Here is a 20,519-nt window from a genome sequence, read left to right on the forward strand (position 1 = left end):
CCTTCATGAATGTAGGACTATTCCTTCAAGATGAAGAAACCTAAAACCTTTACTGATATAAAACAATTCAATAACATTAAACCATTTAATATAAAATAGATTAATTAATAAGAGGTAAACTATTCGTCTCATCTGACTTTTCAAAAATAAAGTTAACGAAAACCATGTCGCCAGCTGGGTCACCCTGAAGATTCTCTCCGGCCTTACTGCCGCATTCTCTGTAGTTATCAAACAGGCGAACACAACAAATTCTGGCAGGTGGTAAACCATTAGCTTTCCCGCTACAATCCGCTCACCTATTCACTCAACATATATAAGGAGGATCCCCATGATGTCTTGTGAGCGCTTTAACCGTTCGCATACTTTTGGCGATCGTCTCTGCTCAAGCGTTATCGGTTCCGTGCTGCGATAACTTCGGCTTGAGCGAAGAAACTTACTGAATCCCTTCTCTCGGGCTTACCGGGTTATCGTCAGCGTTATACGACGAGGCGTTTGTACGCCATAACTCTTGAGTAAGCACATATGAGCACTTTATTAACCGCCCAATCTCTGCACCTCGACACCGCTTTCGGTTCGCTGCTGGAGTCCATCACTTTTACCCTGAAAAAAGGCGACCGTATTGGCCTGATCGGTCACAACGGCTGCGGCAAAAGCACCCTGCTGAAACTGCTGGACGGCACCCTTTCTCCTACCACTGGCTCGGTGACGCGTGCGGCAACCTGCCTGATGGCAAGGGTTGAACAGCATCTGCCGGAAAGCCTCAACGCGATGACCATGCTCGATGCCGTGCTGGCGCAAATTGAGGAAAACCAGCGAGATAGCGAACGCTGGCGGGCAGAAGCCCTGTTGGCAAGCATGGGCTTTAGCGAAACGGACTGGCGGCTGACCTCCGGCACGCTGAGCGGCGGGCAGCATACTCGCCTGCTGCTGGCGCGAGCGCTGATCAGTGAACCAGATTTACTGCTGCTGGATGAGCCCAGTAACCACCTGGACTTGCCCACGCTGCTGTGGCTGGAACAGTTCCTGCGCAGCTGGAGCGGCAGCTTCGTGCTGGTTTCGCACGACCGCAGCCTGCTGGATAACGTCACCAACGGTAGCTGGATCCTGCGCGATCGCTCGCTGCATTTCTTTGCGCTGCCGTGTTCTCAGGCACGTAGCGCGTTGGAAGAACGTGACAAGACCGATGCCCACCGTCATCAGGCGGAGCAAAAGGAAATTGATCGCATTACCGCCAGCGCCAAACGGCTGGCGATTTGGGGCCGGGTCTACGACAACGAAGATCTCTCCCGAAAAGCCAAGCAGATGGAGAAGCGCATTGACCGGCTGAAGGACGAGCAAACTGAGCTCACGGCGGGCAGCCAGTGGCAGCTTAAGCTGAAAGGCGAAGCGCTGATTGCCGACAGGCTGCTGGAGCTGGAAGCGTTAAACGTTCGGCCCGCGCCGGAGTGTGAGCCGCTGTTTACCCTGCCCTTACAAAGGGTGAAAAGCGGCGACCGCGTGGCGGTGATAGGCCGGAACGGCTGCGGCAAGTCTTCTCTGCTACGCCTGCTTTGGCAGCAGTACCAGCAGCCGGAACGTGAGGACGCTATTCGCCTGCATCCTCGCGTGCACATGGGGTATTACGACCAGACGCTACACCAGCTTAACGACGGTGATTCGCTGCTGGCGGCGCTGGAGCCTTTTGCCCCGCTCAGCGAGCAGGACCGGAAAATGGCGTTAATCAGCGCCGGATTCCCGTGGCTGCGGCACCAGCAAACCGTCAGTACGCTGAGCGGCGGCGAACGTTCGCGTCTGCTGTTCGTTGGTCTGACCCTGGCCCGCTACTCCCTGCTGATGCTGGATGAGCCAACCAACCACCTGGACATGGAAGGCAAAGAGGCGCTGGCGGAAACGCTGCAAACCTTTGAAGGTGGCGTGCTGTTAGTGACCCACGATCGGGAATTGATCGCCAAAGGCTGTAACCGCTTCTGGCTGGTGGATAACGGCGTGTTAAGCGAATGGCACGACCTGGACGCGCTCTATGTCCTGCTGACCGCCGAGGAAACCGGGCAGCCGGTGGCCGACGCAAAGCCGCAGCCAAAGCAAACCGTGGCTCAGCCCTGGCGTGAAAGCGATGCACTGCTGGAACGGCTTATCGAGCTGGAAGAAAAGCTGGCGGAGGACGTGGCGCGGAAGGAAAAGCACCAGAAACCGGCGCTGCAAAAACAGTGGCGGGAAGAGATTGAGGCGTTAAATAAAAAGTTAGCGATTTAAGCGTAAAGCCATCCTTCGGGATGGCTTTGTTTTTTACGCTCTGCATTGCTCGGCCAGCACTCTCGCCAGCCCGGCCGGGTTCTCCCAGGACATGGAATGCCCGGCACTCGGCACAACGGCCGTCGTCACCCCGGCCTGCTGGAAAGCGGTAAAATCTTCATCCGGCAGCGAAAGCTCACCGAAAATAAGCGTTTTGGGGATTTTTAGCTGAGCAAAAAGCTGATACCAGTCCGGCTCAATGCCGTTGACCAGACTTACTGCGGCACGCCAGGCCGCTTCGGGACAGGTGCTTTGCAAACTGCCTGACCACGGATTTGCCTCGTTAGCCGCGATTGCTTTTTGGTAACCATGCGCCACAAATTCGTCTACGGTCTGTGCGGCAATCATGCGGCTGTACATCCCACCGCCGGCACGAAAATTGGGTTCCGACACCATCAACCCCGCAATTTTCCCCGGCAGGGCCGCGGCCACTTCAATCGCGATACTGCCGCCCATGCTATGCCCGTATAAAAAGAAACGATTTAATCCTAAATGCTCAACCAGCTCAGCCACCACGGTTGCCTGCTCGTGGGTGCTGTAGCCGTATTCCTGCGGCCTTTCGCTGTAACCGCTGCCGGGTAAATCGATGAGAATACTGCGCCGGGAACTCCAGGCCGGATCGCTGACGACGCGGGGATATTCATAAGAGGACGCACAGCCAAGGCCGTGAATGAACAGCAGCGGCACACCCCCGCCGGGTAAATCCAGATAGCGCACGCGGCATTGCGCCGTGGCGGAGAAGAAGTTTTGCATCAGCATTCCCTTTTCTTACAATAACTGTTTTTATATACAGTATACCGTATTTTCCTGCCACTCCTTTCTCTAAAATGCTCCTGGCCGGCCTGGCTTTTAATGGCTTGCTCCTCTGCCGCAGTCGACAAAGGAGCAAGGGCAGAAATTACTTCAGGGGTTCGGGCAGCTTGATTACCCAGAAATCGTTCTGTGATTCCGGTTTTTCCAGCGGCTTCAGCTCGATTTTGGTCGCCACTTCCGCTCCGTCTTTCAGCAGATGACCTTTGCCGTCCACCCGGTAGTCATCGGCATTCGGCAGCACGGCCTGCAGGCCAAAGTCGTTGTCGTTGATCACGGCAATCGTCTGGTTATCAATCAGCGCCATGCCTTCGGCTTTTTCCTGCTGCCAGCCCAACTTGCGCAGATCGACAACCTCTTTTTTGCTCGCCAGCTTGATGCCGCGCGCCTTCAGTTGTTCAGCATCGTCAAACTCTGGGGCTTTTTCTTTATCGAACCCAGCCAGATCTGTGGCGCCGTTCAGATCGACCACGTAGACCAGGTTGCGCATCTGTTTGTTTTTGTCGCCGCCTTGCTCAATCAGCAGCAGGCGATGGTTGTCCAGCGCCACGATATCGCCAATTTTGGCATCTTTGGCTTTTTTATAGACGTCCACGTCGATCGGGTAGCCGTACATTTCGGTTTTACCGGTCGCCGGGTCGAGGCTGACCAAACGCGTGAACTGCGCGCTGTTTTTGGTTTTGCCGTCAATATCCAGCGTACTTTGCACCGCCGCAATAATCCGCCCATCCGGCATACGGGTTATGCCTTCGAACCCACGGTTAGGCTGGCGCCATTTGACGATATTCGGCAATCCGCCCGCCACGCCCTGTTCACCGTGCTCAGCCTGCGGGCCATATTTTTTCAGGATTTTACCGTCAGCATCGACGTGAATAACGAACGGGCCATACTCGTCACACAGCCAGTAACCGCCCTTGCCGTCCGGCGTGACGCCTTCGGTGTCCAGCCCACGCTTGTCGCTCTTCAGCTGTTGCAGCGTATCGCTCAGGGCGATTTCATTGGTGGCGCCGATCAGCCCTTCCGGCAGCGGCAGCCCGCTAATGGGCCCCTGCTCATCATGCAGCGGCTTCGCGTCGATGGCTTCGGCTTTACCATTGCTCACGCGAATCGTCATCAGTAGAGGCGTGAAGTCAGGGTTTGCAAAAATCTTGGACTCCTTTTTCCCGGCTTTCGGTGAGTCCGCATTGGGGCCTCGATCCGTCACGGTGGTAAAGATCAGGTCGTCGCCCTGCTTGCCCATAAAGGTCAGGCCCGAACCAACGCCTACCGGCAGTCCGTGAGGGAAGTTAGCGGCGTATTCACCTTTGTAGGCCACGCTGTCTCCTTGCGGGAACGTGACAACGTAACGGTCAACCTGCGCATCCGCAGCGTAAACAGCCAGAGGGAAAACGGTACTGCAAAGTAAGGCAAGTGTTTTTAATTTCATGGTTTTTATACATATCGGTGGTTAAGGTACCGGAGTTATAAAATAGCCAGATGACAGTAAGATTACACTTTGTGCTCTTAATTCCCCGCCCGGTAAATATCCTCTACGCGCTGCCGATAACCTTACAGCCAGCAGTGTTGAATGCCCTTCATCCGCTGTCTGGGATAAGAATATTTCACCGATTTAAGGATTTAGTATGTCAGTCAGGCGTTTTTCGATTTTGGTTTTCAGCACGCTGTTGCTTATTTTTCTCGCCAGCACGGCCTCCAACATTTGGTCCCTTACCCGCAGCAACCACGCCCTCAATGACGTTAACAGCGAAATCCGCGTCGTGTTATCCGTGATCGACCCCATTAACCACAGTCGCACGATGCGCGTTCGCGCCATGCAGGCTATTCAGGAGATGGAATCCGGCAACGCCGTGCAGGCCAGCCAAAGCCTTGCAGGGGCAAAAGAAGCGTTGGGTAAAGCAGACACCAGCTTCCAGGCTTACCTGGCTGCGGCCAAACAACCCGGGGAACAAACGCTCGCCGATGAATATAAAGCCGCCTGGCTCGCCTACCGCGACGGTGGACTACAGCCCCTGCTGGACGCTGCCAAAGCCAATGACAAAGTCCGCAGCGCTGAACTGGTCACGGCCACTATCCCGGCGCTCGATCGCGGGTTCGAAATCACGCTGGATAAGCTGCTGGCGTTCCGGGAAGAGCACGCGCACCGGCTCAACGACGACGCGCAGGCCGGTTTTCATTCGAGTTTTGTCGCCATTGGTCTGTTTGCCGCGCTGTTTATCGCGATTCTTGCCGCCGCCTTTGTTTTGCTGAAAGTGCGCGTCCTGAAAGAGCTGGATACCGCGAAGGCCCACTGTGCTGAAATTGCCAACGGCCTGCTGCATCGCTCCATTGATATCAAATCCAATGATGAAATTGGCCAGATGATGCACAGCCTCGAGCAAATGCGCCTGTCGCTCACCGAAATCATTAGCCAGGTACGCGAGTCCAGCACTACCGTCGGCTATGCATCAGAAGAGATTGCGGCGGGCAATACCGACCTGTCCGCCCGCACCGAAGAGCAGGCGGCCTCGCTGGGTGAAACGGCGGCCAGCATGGAGCAGTTGACCGTCACGGTTAAGCGGACGTCAGAAAGCTCGCATCAGGCCAATACGCTGGCTAACGGTATGCGCGCGGCGGCGAGTGAAGGTCAGCAAATCGTCGACCAGGTCATTGGCTCCATGCGCAATATCGAAACCAGCTCCGGCAAAATCGACAGCATTATCTCCATCATTGAAGACATCGCTTTCCAGACCAATATTCTTGCCCTTAACGCAGCGGTTGAGGCCGCACGTGCCGGTGAACAAGGCCGAGGTTTTGCGGTGGTCGCGGCCGAGGTGCGCAACCTCGCCCAGCGATCTTCCGTGGCGGCAAAAGAAATTAAGGAGTTGATTGAGCTGTCCGGCCAGCAGGTCACCAACGGCAGCGAGCTGGTAAACCGTGCCGGGGAAAGCATGAAGCGTATTTCCGCGTCGATTACTCAGGTCACCACGCTGATGGCCGAGATTGCTGTCTCTACCGGCGAGCAAAGCCGCGGCATTGAGCAGATTAATCAGGCCGTGCTGCAAATGGACGTGGTCACCCAGCAAAATGCCGCGCTGGTTGAGCAGGCTTCCGCTGCCGCGCATTCGCTTAAAGATCAGTCTCACCGGCTCAATGAAGCCGTTTCGGTGTTTAAACTCGCCTGATCACATTGCGGCTATCTCATCGCGCGTTGGGGTAGCCTTTGTTTATCTTCTATAGCGATAAATATTGATCTGCGTCACGGTCTGCCGTTAAATACAGTCTCTTGTTACTAGTCTGTTACTCATCATGATCGTTCGCCCGCCTCAACACTGGTTAGCTCGCCTCTTCGTCTGGCACGGTTCGGTACTGGAAAAAATCTATTCCCGCCTGCTGCTGAATCTGCTGCTTTCTATTAGCGTTATTTTCTTCCTGCCGTGGTATGAAACCCTCGGGATCAAGCTCACCATCGCACCGTTTAGCATTCTCGGCGTGGCGATCGCCATTTTCCTCGGGTTCCGCAACAGCGCCTGCTACGCACGTTTTAACGAAGCGCGCTTGCTGTGGGGGCAACTGGCTATCACCTCGCGCTCTTTGCTGCGTGAGGTGAAAACGCTGGCGGGGGATCAGCCTGAGGCGGTGCAGCGGTTTGTGAACTTACAGGTTGCCTTCTGCAACAGCCTGCGCATGACGCTGCGTAAAAAGCCGCAGCAGGAAATGCTTAGCCGTTACCTGAACCCGCAGGATCTGGCCTGGGTCAGCGAAAGTCACGCGCCGTGTAACCGCATTTTGATGCTGATGGGAAGCTGGCTGAATCAACAGCGCGAGAACGGCGTGATTTCCGATGTGCTGTGGCGCAGCCTGGACAATCATCTTAACGAGCTGTCGGCTGTGTCCGGCGGCTGCGAACGCATTATGTCTACGCCGATGCCCTTCGCTTACAGCCTGATTCAGCACCGCACGGTGTATATCTTCTGCATCATGCTGCCGTTTGCTCTGGTGACCGATCTGCACTACATGACGCCATTTGTTTCCGTGTTTGTGTCGTATACCTTTATCTCTCTGGATTCGCTGGCCGAAGAGCTGGAAGATCCGTTTGGTACAGAGGATAACGACCTGCCGCTGGATGCCATTTGCGTGGCAATTGAACGTGATTTACGGGATATGAACGATGAGACGGAGAAACCGGAGGCGCTGAAGCCGAACCGACATTATCGGCTGAGCTAGTTCGCCCCTCTCCCCGGAAGGGGGATGAGGAAAACAGAGATTGCCGTTCTTTTATCCCTTCTCCCCTTGGGGAGAAGGTTCGGATGAGGGGAAAGCTTGTTTACTTCAGCAGGCGAACCTTCACTGACTTACCTTTGATTTTGCCCTGCTGCAGTTGCTTCCACGCGTGGCGCGCCACGGACTGACGCACCGCAACGTAGACATGGATTGGGTGGACGTCGATTTTGCCGATGTCTGCACCTTCCAGTCCCATATCCCCGGTTAACGCCCCCAGAATATCACCCGGACGCATTTTGGCTTTCTTGCCGCCATCGATGCAAAGCGTCGCCATTTCTGCCTCCAGCGGCTTCACGGAAACGCCTGACGGGATCTGCTGCCATTTCAGCGAAAGATTCAGCATTTCCGCCAGCACGCTCGCGCGCTGCGCTTCTTCCGGGGCGCAGAAGCTGATAGCCAGCCCGCTTTGCCCGGCTCGCGCGGTGCGGCCAATGCGGTGAACGTGCACTTCCGGGTCCCACGACAGTTCGTAGTTAATGACCATTTCCAGCGCTTTAATATCCAGCCCTCGCGCCGCAACATCCGTTGCCACCAGTACGCGACTGCTGCCGTTGGCAAAACGCACCAGCGTCTGGTCACGGTCACGCTGTTCCATGTCGCCGTGCAGCGCCAGGGCACTTTGATGACGTTCATTCAGCGCATCGCAAACGGCCTGGCAATCTTTCTTGGTGTTACAGAAAACAACGCAGGAGGCAGGCTGATGCTTGCTGAGCAAAGCCAGCAGCAGGCCGATTTTGCCCCCGCGGGAGACTTCATAAAACTGCTGTTCAACGGACGGCAGCTCATCAACGGTATCAATCTCAATAGTCTGCGGGTCACGCTGAATTCGCCCGCTGATAGCGGCAATGGCTGCAGGCCAGGTGGCGGAGAAAAGCAGCGTCTGGCGCCTGGCTGGCGCATGGGCAATAACTTCATCGATGGCGTCGGCAAAGCCCATGTCCAGCATACGGTCAGCTTCGTCCAGCACCAGCGTTTGCAGAGCCTCCAGCTTCACCGTTTCTTTTTTCAGGTGATCTAACAGGCGGCCCGGCGTGGCCACGATAATGTGCGGCGCATGCTGCAACGAGTCGCGCTGTACGCCAAAGGGCTGGCCGCCACACAGGGTTAAAATTTTAATATTTGGCATGTAGCGTGCCAGGCGACGCAGCTCTTTGGCGACCTGGTCGGCCAGCTCGCGCGTTGGGCACAGCACCAGCGACTGGGTTAAAAACTGGCTGGCATCAATGTGCTGCAGCAGGCCAAGCCCGAAAGCGGCGGTTTTGCCGCTGCCGGTTTTAGCCTGCGCACGGACGTCTTTTCCGGCCAGAATGGCGGGCAAAGCCGCTTCCTGAACGGGCGTCATTTCGTGATACCCCAGTTCGCTAAGGTTGGCGAGTTGTGCTTCAGGTAAAGCGTTCAGTGCGGAAAAAGCGGTCACAATGGTCATCTCTTAATAATAACGGGCAGGCGCGTATGCTAGCAGATTCGCGTGATTCAGGCGTGAGTTTATCAATTTTGCTGCGTTAGCGAGTGAAACAGTAAAAACGGCACCTTTCGCTAAGGCACCGTTTTTCCGTAGAGGACAAGAGAGTTATTCGCTAATCGGCAAATAACCCTGCCATTCTGGCCTGAAGTGTTCGCCCTGCTCCGCTTTTTCCAGATGGATAAAATAATCCCCCACGCTTTCTAACAGCAGGCAGTCATCGACATCTTTCAGGTTGTCTTTGTGCTGCTGATAGCTTTCGACCAGCAGGCTGGCAATCGCCTTCTCTTTTGCCTGGGCTGGATTTTCCGCCACGAAGAAATCAAAGTCATGCAGCTCCGCCAGCGTTTTCGGGCTGTAGCCGCCGACGTTCACAAAAAAGAGCTTTGGCGTTTGTTCAGCGGGTTTATCTGAAAGACTAATGCGGTAACCGTCGGCCCAGCGTAGCTTGCCGTAACCGTCGATATGGATTTTATCTTTGTCACCAAACCATGCCGCTCGCAGCGCGGGCCACGCGTCCTCCGGCTTCCCGGCAGCCACAAACTGGACATCATGCACTTCAATATTGGATTTTCCGGCATTGCCGCCCACATAAAAGACGTAAAGTTCCATTTGTTCTCCTTATTAATCGCTATATAAAATAATATATAACGATTGATATTTGAATGACTTTCCATGTGCATTAAAGATTGATCGCCAACAGGAACGGGGATAAAAAAACGATTACTATGCTTAAGCTTCTCGCCCTAAGCTAAATCAGCAGCCAATGCAGAAGCTTAAACAGACAAGGAGCCAGAATGTTCGAAGATAATGACTATAAGCTGTATGTCATCGTGAACCGCAATGCCGACGTCAGCGTGCAAATGAATGCCGTGGGCCACCTGTGCGGCGGTATTATGCTTAAAGTCGATGAGCCTGTATTTCATGACTATCCTAACCAGGATAGCGGCTTAAGCGCCTGGATGAACCATTATCCAGTGGTTGTACTTCAGTCTAAAAACAGCGGCCAGCTGGCAACAGCGCTGGAGAAATGCAGGGAAGAAGGCGTGCTGTATAACTTCTTTACCACCACCATGCTGTCGCACTCTTCTGAGCAGCAGATCAAAGATACGCGCGACACGCCTTTCGCTGAACTCGATTTTATTGGCATTGCGCTGTACGGTGAAACTGAGAAACTCAAGCCGCTGACAAAAAAGTTTTCAGTCTTTAAAGGTTAAACACTCCGGGTAATGATGCCTTGCGCAGTTACCCAACCCTTACCCTTCGTCTCCGGCGTAAAAATTGATGATGTCATCTTCAAACCAGCAGCCCACTTTGTAATACATCGCACAGCCAATCAGAAAGCTGGCAATGAGTATTAATGCTGTCAACAATCCTTTCACTTCGAAACGCTCTCCCATGATACTTGCTGTGATATTGACAGGCCGGTTGAAAAAAAGTTCAGCGGCGAAACTATTCTGGCCGTAGCACGATCATCACAGGCTCTTCGGTCTTTACGATGGCAATTCTGTCACAACGTTCTGGTTAACTTGGGTTGCTAATTTTCTGAGCAAGCCAGGTGCCATTGTGTCCGATAACCACCCTCATTTCAAAAACGTCAGCGGTTTCTTTTTCCGCGCTGTTCCGGCGGAGTTTCTCAGCAGCGTGCTTTCGCGCACCCGGCCCGATTCCCCGGGGCGTTACCATCGGCCAGGGCAAACAATTCTTTATATGAGCCCGGTACGTGAGTGGGCAAGGCTGGCGATTGCCGCCCATATGCAAAAAGACGGCAAGCCGCGGCTGCTCGTCCCACTGTATGTCGAAGGCGCACGAGTGCTGGACCAGCGAGATGAATATTCATGTCTGGCTTTAGGCATCAACCGCGACCTGTCTAATCACTGCTGGCTCAGCGCTCTGCAGCAAAATATTGAACCGCCTTCCTGGCAAAACGCTGACCTGGCTCGCTTCTCCAATGCCGATGGCATTATCGACCGTTCCAGAAGTATTCCCGATGGCTGGCACCTGAATTTATTCCGCTGGAACGATCTTGGCGGCCCACGCGTCACGGTGTGCGGAGAACCGATCGCTGTTCCGCATCCCGAAAAAGTGAATTTGTAACGGCAGCACACTCAGCACACCCACGCCTGCGGCAGATCGGCATAGCGAGTGGTATAGCGCGGCGACAGCATATCGCGCTTCATCGCCCACGACTGCTGTATACCCTGCCCGGCAAAATAGATCGTGCCTTTGCCCTGTTTTTGATTCAGAAAGTCCAGCACGGTCATTAATTTTTCGCCGTTAGGGCGTGGAACATGGTTGTCGAACAAATCGAATTGCGCCACACCCTGACTAAAAAAATCCCCCAGCATAACGCCGGCTTTCTGGTAGCGATGCCCCGCCTGCCAGATAGCGTCCAGGCTCTGCAGCGCGGCCTGGATAATATCCCGGCTGTCCTGCGTGGGAATGAGCAGCGAGACGGACGAGCAGTTGCCGTAATAGGGTTCGTTCACGGCAAACGGACTGCTTTTCACAAAGGCAGAGATCACCCGGCAATATTGATGCTCAGCCCGCAGCTTTTCCGCCGCCCGGCTGGCGTAGCTGCCGATCGCCTGGCGCATATCCTCATACTCGGTTATGCGTTCTCCGAACGAGCGGCTGCAGATAATCTCCTGTTTGGCGGCGGAGAACTCATCCATTTCAAGGCATGACTCGCCGCGCAATTCGCGCACCGTTCTTTCCAGCACCACGCTAAAGTGCCGCCGAATAAAACGAATATCCGCATCGGCGAGCTGTAAAACCGTTTTGATGCCCATGGCGTCGAGCTTTTTCGACAGCCGCCGCCCCACGCCCCAGACTTCCCCGACGGGCAGCTGTGCCATAAGCCAGCGCTGGTGCGCCGGTCGGGATAAATCAACCACACCGCCGGTTCGCTCCTGCCAGGTTTTTGCCGCGAGGTTTGCCAGTTTAGCCAGCGTTTTTGTTGGTGCGATGCCTACGCCTACCGTCAGGCGGGTGCGCTGGCGAATGGTCGAACGGATCGTCTGGCCAAAGGCCTTCAGGTTGTAGCAATTGCTCACGCCCGTTAAGTCACAAAATGCTTCGTCAATGGAGTAAATCTCGACCCTCGGCAGCAGCTCTTCAAGCACGCCCATCACCCGCTCGCTCATGTCGGCATACAGCTCGTAGTTGCTGCTAAACGTCAGCACGCCGTGCCGCCTGAGCGCCTCTTTCTGTTTAAAGAACGGTTCCCCCATTTTGACAAAGGACCGGGCTTCCGCAGAGCGGGCGATGACGCAGCCATCGTTATTGGATAAGACCACCACCGGCTTTCCGGCTAAATCCGGGCGGAATACCGTTTCGCAGGAGGCGTAGAAGCTGTTGACGTCCACCAGCGCAAACATGCTTAGCCCGCCGCTTTGATGATAAAAGTGACGATGCCGAAAATATCGAGTTCGGCTTCATCGGTGACGGGAATCGGTGCCCAGGCGCTATTCATCGGCAGTAGCATCACCGTGGGGCGAAGCTGCAGGCGCTTCACGGTGAACGCCCCGTCAATCGCCGCAATGACTATATCGCCCTGTGACGCCGTTCTTGAGCTGTCCACAATCAGCAAGTCCCCTTCGCCAATTCCCCCTTCCACCATCGAATCCCCCGCCGCCTTTACGAAATAGGTCGCGCCGGGATTGCGCACCAGCAGTTTATTGAGATCGATACGTTGCTCAACATAGTCCTGAGCCGGTGACGGAAACCCGCACTGCACCAGGTCAGCAAAAAGAGGAAAAGAAGCGTCAGGGCAACAGGCCGCAGGTTTGAGAAGGTTCATGATACCGCCAATACAAATACTGTTTATATATACAGTATCAGGTAAAAAAGACACTTCAAGTAAGAAAACACGTACTTTTGCTAAGCCCTTCGTTTTGCAAGCGAAAAAATTCGAGCGTGCTGGCAGAAACCACAAAAACCTTCAGGTGTAATGAGCATCAGCATAATGATAGGGTCGATTGCAGGCCCGTTACCCAACAAAAGGACGCGTGATGACACAGCCAGTGAGTCAGGATTTGCTTAGCCAGCTCGAAACCCCGGAAGATGCCGCGGCGCTAAGCTGGGTGGAAAAACAAAATAAGCGCACCACGGACAGGTTTGCCACGGGAGAGCGTTTCCAGCAAATGCGGGGCGCGATCCTGCAGTCGCTGGACGATAAAACCAACATTCCCTGGGGGAGTCATTACCGCAACGCGGTGTATAACTTCTGGCAGGATGACGAACACCCTCGTGGCATCTGGCGCCGCACCACTGAAAGCTCTTATTTTACCGCCGCGCCAGAATGGGAAACGGTGCTGGATGTCGATCGCCTGAATGAAGAGGAAGGCGCGAACTGGAGCTATCATGGCGCCGATCTCCTCCATCCGGACTATTCCCGGGCGCTGATCTTTTTATCCAGCGGCGGCGATGCCTGTGAAATTCGTGAATTCGATCTGGTGAGCAAAACGTTTATCCCCGAAGGCTTTTTCCTGCCGGAAAGCAAAAGTTCGGTCAGTTGGCTGGATGAAAACACGCTGCTGCTGGCGCTCGATGCAGGGGAGGATACGCTCACCACCTCCGGCTATCCACGCCGCGTCTATCGCTGGGCTCGGGGCACATCGCCGCAGGATGCACCGCTGATCTACGCCGGTGAAGCAACGGACATGGCCGTTTCGGCCTGGCATGATGACACCCCTGGTTTTGAGCGAGATGTGGTGCGCTGCAGCAAAGACTTTTACCACGGACAAACCTGGCTGTTGAGCGGCCAGAACACCCTGACACTTATCGCCATTCCCGAAGACGCATCCTGTGGATTTTTCAAAGACTGGCTGCTGATAACGCTGACTTCCGACTGGCCAATCGCTGAGACAACCTGGCCTGCAGGTGCCCTGCTGGCTATTGATTTAGCTGATTTTCAGCGAGGTGAGCGCAATTTTATTTCGCTCTTCACGCCAAACTCGCGCACGACGCTGCAAGGCTACAGCTCAACCCGCGATTACCTCCTGCTTAATCTGAGCCAGGACGCCGTTGAGAAGGTTGAAATTGTGAAAATCGACAACGGGCAGCGACACTGTATAAAAACGCTTGAGCTACCCGATTTCACCAACGTCTCCGCCGGGGGTATCGACGATGAAAGTAACCGCTACCGGCTGGTCAGCCACGGGTTCCTGCAGCCCCACAGCCTGAGCTATGGCGATCTCGACACCGGCACGCTCAGCCTCGTGAAGCAGGATCCGACCTGCTTTGACGCAGGGGAATTTAATGTGACCCAGCACTTTGCCCTTTCGCTGGACGGAACCCGCGTCCCCTACTTCCAGGTGGCCGCCAAAACGCTGGCACTGTCCGGTGAGAATCCAACGCTGCTGTACGGTTACGGTGGATTCGAGGTCTCTTTAACGCCGCATTATCTCGGTGCCAAAGGCGCGACGTGGCTGCAAAAAGGCGGGGTTTATGTCGTCGCGAATATTCGCGGCGGCGGTGAATATGGCCCGGCCTGGCACCAGGCTGCGCTCAAACAGCATCGCCATCGCGCCTGGGAAGATTTTACCGCTGTTGCCACCGATCTGGCGGCGCGGAAAGTCACCTGTGCCGCAAAACTTGCCGCTCAGGGCGGGAGCAACGGCGGCCTGCTGATCGGCAATATGCTTACCGACTACCCAGAATTATTTGGCGCGCTGGTGTGTGAAGTCCCGCTGCTGGATATGCTGAACTATCATCGCTGGCTCGCGGGAGCGTCCTGGATTGCCGAATATGGCGACCCGGACATTGCCGAAGAGCGAGAGTGGCTGCGGCGCTATTCTCCGTTCGATAAAGTGTCCGCCGATGTGAATTATCCCCCTACGCTGTTCACCACCGGCACCCAGGATGACAGGGTTAGCCCGGCTCATGCCCGCCGAATGGTGGCACGGATGCAGCAGCAAGGGCACGCGAACGTCTGGCTGTATGAGGAAACGGACGCTGGCCACGGCAGCGCGCCGGAAAATAGCCAGACGGCGTCCCATCAGGCTATGATCGAAGAGTTCCTCTGGCAGATGCTGACCGGGAAATAAACGTGGGCGGTGCGTCAAAGGCGCGCCGCTTCGCCATTAGCACATCTAATGCAACAGCATATTTTTTAATTTTTATTTATCGCTCAAAAGCTATTTAATTCGTCCTCAATCAATGAAAAGGAGACCGATAAATGGCTGGCGAGAATAACCTGGCAATCCTGCTGAGCAATGCTGCCCCGGAGCTTAACCCAGGGAAATATGTTTTTTGCACTTTACCCGCGCCTTCAGCGGAATTAAAAGATGCAGCCATTGTGACCGTCCGGGAGGTTGAAGGTGTCACGCTGGTTTTGCCGCAGGATCTGGCAGATAAACATGCCGTTAACTACGACTACGTCGCCAGCTGGATCACCCTGAAGATTCATTCATCCCTCGCCGCTGTGGGGCTTACCGCCGCATTTTCACGCGCGCTGGCAAAGCAAGGTATCAGCTGTAACGTAGTGGCTGGGTATTATCACGACCATATTTTCGTGGCGCATACAGATACCGAATCAGCCATGTCGGCCTTGTCATCTTTGGCATCCGAGGCATAAGCGGGAAATAAGAAGGGGAAGCTTTTGCCTCCCCTTAACAGCGCTATCAGCTGCGGATAAATTTCAGGATGTCCGCATTGATGGTATCGGCATGCGTGGTATGCATCCCGTGAGGATAGCCGGGGTAGATGTGCAGCGTGCTGTTGCTGAGCAGTTTATCCTGCAGGATAGCCGCATTTTTGTACGGCACAACCTGGTCGTCATCGCCCTGCAGAACCAGAACCGGCACTGTGATGGCTTTCAGGTCGTCGGTCTGGTCGGTTTCTGAAAACGCTTTGATCCCTTCATAGTGGGCTTTCGCGCTCCCGGCCATGCCCTGCCGCCACCAGTTCCGAATGCTTCCTTCAGAAACGTCAGCGCCCTGGCGGTTAAAGCCATAGAACGGGCCAGAGGCAACATCAAGGTAAAACTGCGCGCGGTTTGCCGCCAGCGCCTTACGGAAGCCGTCAAACACCTCAAGCGGCGTCCCGCCCGGATTACTCGCCGTTTTCACCATTAATGGTGGAACGGCACTGACTAAAACGGCTTTCGCAACGCGCCCCTGAGGCTGCCCGTATTGGGCGACATAGCGAGCCACCTGCCCGCCGCCGGTTGAATGGCCGACGTGCACCGCATTTTTCAGATCCAGATGTTCCACCACCGCAGAGGCATCCGCCGCATAATGATCCATATCGTGCCCGTCGCTAACCTGATCAGAGCGGCCATGCCCGCGCCTGTCGAAGGCAATAACCCGGAAACCTTCGCCTAAGAAAAACAGCATCTGGTTATCCCAGTCATCGGCGCTTAGCGGCCAGCCGTGATGAAAAACAATCGGTTGAGCCGTTTTCGGCCCCCAGTCTTTATAAAAGATATTAACGCCATCTTTCGTCTTTACGAATGTCATAAACCTCACTCCTTGCTGCTATGAATTACGTTTAACCAGATAAAGCATAGTCGATGGACGTGGCGTGACCGTAAATCCTGCTGGCATTCGCCGCCGCAATCCGTACCATACACGCCAGCATGACACGCTGTGCGTGTTGGATTCAGAGCCCGAGACTTTCATGACCACTCAAAAAGAACAGTACAACCTGAACAAGTTACAGAAACGCCTGCGCCGCAACGTGGGTGAAGCGATTGCCGATTACAACATGATTGAAGACGGCGACCGTATTATGGTTTGCCTTTCCGGCGGCAAAGACAGCTACACCATGCTGGAAATCCTGCGTAACCTGCAGCAAAGCGCGCCAATCAGCTTTAGCCTCGTGGCGGTAAACCTCGACCAGAAACAGCCGGGGTTCCCTGAGCACATTTTGCCCGCTTATCTGGAAAGCATCGGCGTTGAATACAAGATTGTGGAAGAGAACACCTACGGCATCGTGAAAGAGAAGATCCCGGAAGGCAAAACCACCTGCTCTCTGTGTTCGCGCCTGCGCCGCGGCATTCTTTACCGAACCGCCACCGAACTGGGCTGTACCAAAATAGCACTGGGCCACCATCGCGACGATATTCTGCAGACGCTGTTCCTGAACATGTTCTATGGCGGCAAGATGAAGGGCATGCCACCGAAGCTGATGAGCGATGACGGCAAACATATTGTTATCCGCCCACTGGCCTACTGCCGCGAGAAAGATATTGAGCGTTTTGCCATCGCCCGCGAATACCCAATTATTCCGTGCAATCTGTGCGGCTCGCAGCCAAACCTGCAGCGTCAGGTGATTGCCGACATGCTGCGCGACTGGGATAAACGCTACCCGGGCCGTATTGAGACGATGTTCAGCGCCATGCAGAACGTGGTGCCGTCGCATCTCTGCGATACCGAGCTGTTTGATTTTGCAGGCATTACCCACGGTTCAGACGTGGTGAACGGCGGCGACCTGGCGTTCGATCGCGAAGAGATCCCTATGCAGCCCGTTGGCTGGCAGCCGGAAGAAGACAGCGCTGATGCCCCGCTGCAGCGTCTGGATATTCTGGAAATTAAATAATCCCCATTCCCTCTCCGCCCGGAGAGGGAAAACTTCAATGGTGTGTCGGCGGGTCGATTATCGGCCTTGGATCCGGGTCGGTCGGCGGATCGGGTATCGGCTGCGGCCGCGGAAGCGGGTCCGGTACCGGTACGGGTTCGGTGGGAAAAGCCGGGTCGCTCATCATCAGGCTGTTGCGATACAGCATCGTCATCTCCTGCGTGGGTGAATCGCCCTTTAAAGCATAGTCCACAAATCACAGGCAAAAAAAAGCCGACTTTAAAAGTCGGCATTGTATGAATCAATTGTGCTATGCAGTAATTCTAAAAAAGGAAGTAAGACAATATGGAGCGCAACGCCCATCGCTTGACGTTGCATTCACCTGCGAGAGAGAGTTTGCGCCTGCGCGGCTTTCGGTTTCTTGATTTTGCTCAATAACAGCGCCGTTTTCGCCCACAAACCCGCTTAAAATTCCGCAACTTTACAGCCATTTACTGCGATGTAACCACCAGGCAACACCGCCGATCATAACCACCAACATTATGCAGAACAGCGCGAAGCCGAAGGCCCAGCCGCCGCCGGGAATACCGCCGAGGTTTACACCGAACAGCCCGGTTAAAAACGTGCTGGGTAAAAATACCATCGCCATCAGCGACATGGTGTAGGTTCTGCGGTTTAAGGATTCCTGCATGACCTGGGAGATTTCATCTGTCATCACGCCGGTGCGGGCGATGCAGGCATCGATTTCGTCCAGCCCCCTGCCCAGCCTGTCGGCAATATCCTGCATGCGGCGGCGCTGGTCGTCGTTCATCCAGCTAAGCCGTTCGCTGGCGAGGCGAGCGTAGACGTCACGCTGCGGAGACATATAGCGACGCATGACAATCAGTTGTTTACGCAACAACGCCAAAGCCCCACGAGGCGGTACCTGCTGATCGAGCAGGTTGTCTTCAAGGTCGATGATTTTATCGTGCATCTGTTCGATAAATTCACTGGCGTGGTCGGTGAGCGCATCGCAGGCATCCACCAGCCAGCTGCCGCAGTCGGTTGGACCGGTGCCTTCATTCAGGTCGTTCACCACATCATCCAGCGCAAGAACTTGCCGCCTGCGGGTTGAGACAATCAACCGTTCGTCAATGTAAAGCCGCACGGCCACCAGCTGGTCCGGGCGTTCATCGGTGTTGCCGTTGATACAACGCAGCGTGATTAGCGTGCCGTCACCCACGCGAGAAACGCGGGGGCGCATGCTTTCACCGGCTAACGCCTCCCTGACATAGTTCGGCAGTAGCGGCGTGTTGGCCAGCCAGTCGGCGCTGTCGGCGTTGGTGTAATTCAGATGTAGCCAGCAGGGATGCTCGCTGTCGATAATTTCATTGTTGTCGAGCGGCTTCACGCCGCCCTTGCCATCCAGTTGCCAGGCAAACACCGCGTCCGGCACATGCAACTCGCTGCCTTTAATTACATCCACTGCGCAATCCTCAAGCTGGGTCAGTTCTTTCTGTCAGTCTAGCCATCTCTGATACGAAGGCAACCGCTGGTTGGCGTGAAACAGTCTGAATTAGCTGGGAAAATCGCTTAATCATTAGACAACCCACCGTCAGGGGCTAAAGTTAAACACAGAGCGATATCTGCCCGGAGGGATAAGGATCAGCATGTTATCAGAGCGACGTAAGCCCACCTCGGATCTGGAATTACGTCTGGCCATGATGCGCCAGCGTTCCGTCACCATCAGTACCTGTTGGTTTCTCTGGCTCAACCTGCTGTTCTCTGCATTTATATTCGGGCGAGATATTTTCACGCCACTGCGCGAATCGACGGGAACCGTTCGTTTTCAGAATCTGCTCGACGGCACCATGATAGTGATATCCGTGCTTTGTGCGGCCACGCTTTTTATGGTCAATATGATCGACAATAAGCAAAGCGAGCCGCTGCGAGTCTTTACCCACCGCGTGATAGTGCTGCTTAGCCCTTGCTGGGCATTGGGCTTTGTTATTTTGCTGTCGGAGCATGATGTCAGAACGGTGTTTCCTTTTGCCTCGTTGCTGATTTTTTCCGCGCTTGTTTCACTCTATTCCGACACGAGGGCGCTCTATGCCTTTGTGATTCCGGTCTGGCTGGTAGCGTTTGCCGGGAATCTTTTCTACCCGACAGGTGACGTTATATTCCTTAGCCTTATTTACCTGCTTATCGCCGCTGTTTTTGAATCGGGCCGACGTATTTTGCACGGCTGGTGTCGGCTGGCCATGCAGCGGGAACTGGAAAACAACACATTGATTCATCAGCTAAAATCGCTGGCAAACAGAGATCCACTGACCGGCATCGCCAACCGCCGCAGCTTTCAGCTGTTGCTGGATAAAAGCGTGCAGCGTGGGCAGCAGATGAACGCTTCGCTGTCGCTCATCATGGTGGACGTGGACCATTTCAAAAACTACAACGACCGCTATGGTCATCTGGCTGGCGACGAATGCCTGATTCGCGTCGCCCATATTCTGGAGGCATCTGTCCGCCACCATCGGGATCTGGTGGCGCGTTTCGGTGGCGAGGAGTTTGTTATTCTGCTGCCGGGTGCCAACAGCGAAGAGGCCGTGCTGGTTGCGCAGCGCATCCAACGTAACCTGGCTCAGGCCGCGCTGGAGCACAGCGCTTCGCCCGTAAATCCAGCGGTTACGGTGAGCCTGGGGATAGCGGGCTGGGCGAAAGAAATTAGTACGACCCGACTTATTGCAGAGGCAGATGCCGCGCTGTATTCGGCTAAAGAACAAGGGAGAAACCGCTGGCACCGCTATGGCGTGGAAAGCAACGTCGTAGCCGATGAGCCTGTCGCGGGATAAAAAAACCGGGCGATGGCCCGGTTCTTACTAGCGTAACTGGCTGTCTTTGGAGCCGCGTCGGTTATAGCCTGAAAACGTGGCCCGGTGCGCATCTTCCGCCTGCTGGCAGTTAATACATAACCTCACGCCCTGAATCGCTTTGCGCCGTGCTTCCGGAATGCGTTCGCCGCATTCTTCGCAGTACTCAAGGCTTTCGCCCTTCGGTAGCTCGCTGCGCGCTCTGGCCACGGCGTCGTCTACGGTACTGTCGATTTGCTCCTGAACGGCGCCGTCATTGGCCCAACCTGATGCCATCTCGTCACCTCCGCAATCGCTATGCCTGAGGTGACTATAATAACACTTTT

General features: G+C 54.9%; 19 protein-coding genes. 9 read left to right on the forward strand and 10 right to left on the reverse strand.

Annotated elements, in window-relative coordinates; genetic code table 11:
- Positions 1 to 522: 522 nt before the first annotated feature.
- Positions 523 to 2,253, forward strand: coding sequence for an ABC-F family ATP-binding cassette domain-containing protein (locus tag LH86_RS16420; RefSeq protein ID WP_039303513.1), 1,731 nt, complete (start codon positions 523 to 525; stop codon positions 2,251 to 2,253).
- 33 nt (positions 2,254 to 2,286) lie between these two features.
- Here LH86_RS16420 and LH86_RS16425 read toward each other — a convergent pair whose 3' ends face one another.
- The gene (locus LH86_RS16425) at positions 2,287 to 3,045 is read right to left on the reverse strand and encodes an alpha/beta fold hydrolase (RefSeq protein WP_039306299.1); all 759 of its coding nucleotides are present in this window, start codon (positions 3,043 to 3,045) and stop codon (positions 2,287 to 2,289) included.
- A 145-nt stretch (positions 3,046 to 3,190) separates the two neighbouring features.
- Positions 3,191 to 4,528, reverse strand: coding sequence for an esterase-like activity of phytase family protein (locus LH86_RS16430; protein ID WP_039303515.1), 1,338 nt, complete (start codon positions 4,526 to 4,528; stop codon positions 3,191 to 3,193).
- 196 nt (positions 4,529 to 4,724) lie between these two features.
- Between LH86_RS16430 and LH86_RS16435 the strand changes: the two genes are divergently transcribed.
- Entirely contained in the window at positions 4,725 to 6,263 is a 1,539-nt protein-coding gene (locus LH86_RS16435; RefSeq protein WP_039303518.1) for a methyl-accepting chemotaxis protein, read from the forward strand.
- Between the two features lie 124 nt (positions 6,264 to 6,387).
- On the forward strand, positions 6,388 to 7,305 hold the full coding sequence (locus LH86_RS16440) for a bestrophin family protein (protein ID WP_039303521.1): 918 nt from the start codon (positions 6,388 to 6,390) through the stop codon (positions 7,303 to 7,305).
- Positions 7,306 to 7,405: 100 nt separating this feature from the next.
- Here LH86_RS16440 and dbpA read toward each other — a convergent pair whose 3' ends face one another.
- Entirely contained in the window at positions 7,406 to 8,779 is a 1,374-nt protein-coding gene (dbpA, locus tag LH86_RS16445) for an ATP-dependent RNA helicase DbpA (RefSeq protein ID WP_039306304.1), read from the reverse strand.
- Positions 8,780 to 8,932: 153 nt separating this feature from the next.
- The gene (locus LH86_RS16450; protein ID WP_039303524.1) at positions 8,933 to 9,436 is read right to left on the reverse strand and encodes a DUF1543 domain-containing protein; all 504 of its coding nucleotides are present in this window, start codon (positions 9,434 to 9,436) and stop codon (positions 8,933 to 8,935) included.
- A 185-nt stretch (positions 9,437 to 9,621) separates the two neighbouring features.
- On the opposite strand from LH86_RS16450, the gene LH86_RS16455 reads away from it, so the two are divergent.
- Positions 9,622 to 10,041, forward strand: coding sequence for a DUF2000 domain-containing protein (locus tag LH86_RS16455; protein WP_039303527.1), 420 nt, complete (start codon positions 9,622 to 9,624; stop codon positions 10,039 to 10,041).
- A 39-nt stretch (positions 10,042 to 10,080) separates the two neighbouring features.
- Here LH86_RS16455 and LH86_RS22625 read toward each other — a convergent pair whose 3' ends face one another.
- Entirely contained in the window at positions 10,081 to 10,224 is a 144-nt protein-coding gene (locus LH86_RS22625) for a hypothetical protein (RefSeq protein ID WP_156107034.1), read from the reverse strand.
- A 166-nt stretch (positions 10,225 to 10,390) separates the two neighbouring features.
- Between LH86_RS22625 and LH86_RS16460 the strand changes: the two genes are divergently transcribed.
- Positions 10,391 to 10,921 (forward strand): RES domain-containing protein, encoded by a 531-nt coding sequence (locus tag LH86_RS16460; protein WP_039303530.1) that lies wholly within the window; start codon positions 10,391 to 10,393, stop codon positions 10,919 to 10,921.
- Positions 10,922 to 10,932: 11 nt separating this feature from the next.
- Here LH86_RS16460 and umuC read toward each other — a convergent pair whose 3' ends face one another.
- Both umuC and umuD read right to left on the reverse strand, forming a co-directional pair.
- Positions 10,933 to 12,204, reverse strand: a complete 1,272-nt coding sequence (gene umuC, locus LH86_RS16465; protein WP_039303533.1) for a translesion error-prone DNA polymerase V subunit UmuC — start codon at positions 12,202 to 12,204, stop codon at positions 10,933 to 10,935.
- A gap of 2 nt (positions 12,205 to 12,206) precedes the next feature.
- A complete protein-coding gene (gene umuD / locus LH86_RS16470) occupies positions 12,207 to 12,626 on the reverse strand; it encodes a translesion error-prone DNA polymerase V autoproteolytic subunit (protein WP_039293957.1) in 420 nt (139 codons plus the stop codon).
- A gap of 211 nt (positions 12,627 to 12,837) precedes the next feature.
- Between umuD and LH86_RS16475 the strand changes: the two genes are divergently transcribed.
- Both LH86_RS16475 and LH86_RS16480 read left to right on the forward strand, forming a co-directional pair.
- Entirely contained in the window at positions 12,838 to 14,874 is a 2,037-nt protein-coding gene (locus tag LH86_RS16475) for a prolyl oligopeptidase family serine peptidase (protein WP_039303536.1), read from the forward strand.
- A 131-nt stretch (positions 14,875 to 15,005) separates the two neighbouring features.
- Complete coding sequence (locus tag LH86_RS16480) at positions 15,006 to 15,404, forward strand: ACT domain-containing protein (protein WP_039303539.1); 399 nt, start codon at positions 15,006 to 15,008, stop codon at positions 15,402 to 15,404.
- A gap of 46 nt (positions 15,405 to 15,450) precedes the next feature.
- Here the strand turns inward: LH86_RS16480 and LH86_RS16485 are convergent, their stop codons facing one another.
- The gene (locus tag LH86_RS16485) at positions 15,451 to 16,287 is read right to left on the reverse strand and encodes an alpha/beta fold hydrolase (RefSeq protein WP_039303542.1); all 837 of its coding nucleotides are present in this window, start codon (positions 16,285 to 16,287) and stop codon (positions 15,451 to 15,453) included.
- Between the two features lie 160 nt (positions 16,288 to 16,447).
- Between LH86_RS16485 and ttcA the strand changes: the two genes are divergently transcribed.
- A complete protein-coding gene (gene ttcA, locus LH86_RS16490; RefSeq protein ID WP_039306307.1) occupies positions 16,448 to 17,368 on the forward strand; it encodes a tRNA 2-thiocytidine(32) synthetase TtcA in 921 nt (306 codons plus the stop codon).
- 460 nt (positions 17,369 to 17,828) lie between these two features.
- On the opposite strand, the gene zntB is transcribed toward ttcA, so the two are convergent.
- Positions 17,829 to 18,812 carry a zinc transporter ZntB gene (gene zntB / locus LH86_RS16495; RefSeq protein ID WP_039303546.1) on the reverse strand — a complete coding sequence of 328 codons (984 nt, stop codon included), beginning with the start codon at positions 18,810 to 18,812 and terminating at the stop codon, positions 17,829 to 17,831.
- A gap of 184 nt (positions 18,813 to 18,996) precedes the next feature.
- On the opposite strand from zntB, the gene LH86_RS16500 reads away from it, so the two are divergent.
- On the forward strand, positions 18,997 to 20,175 hold the full coding sequence (locus tag LH86_RS16500; protein WP_052045606.1) for a GGDEF domain-containing protein: 1,179 nt from the start codon (positions 18,997 to 18,999) through the stop codon (positions 20,173 to 20,175).
- Positions 20,176 to 20,202: 27 nt separating this feature from the next.
- Here the strand turns inward: LH86_RS16500 and LH86_RS16505 are convergent, their stop codons facing one another.
- On the reverse strand, positions 20,203 to 20,469 hold the full coding sequence (locus LH86_RS16505; protein ID WP_039303548.1) for a DksA/TraR family C4-type zinc finger protein: 267 nt from the start codon (positions 20,467 to 20,469) through the stop codon (positions 20,203 to 20,205).
- Positions 20,470 to 20,519 lie beyond the last annotated feature (50 nt).

The sequence above is a fragment of the Cedecea neteri genome, assembly GCF_000758325.1.
Taxonomy (GTDB): Bacteria; Pseudomonadota; Gammaproteobacteria; order Enterobacterales; family Enterobacteriaceae; genus Cedecea; species Cedecea neteri_B.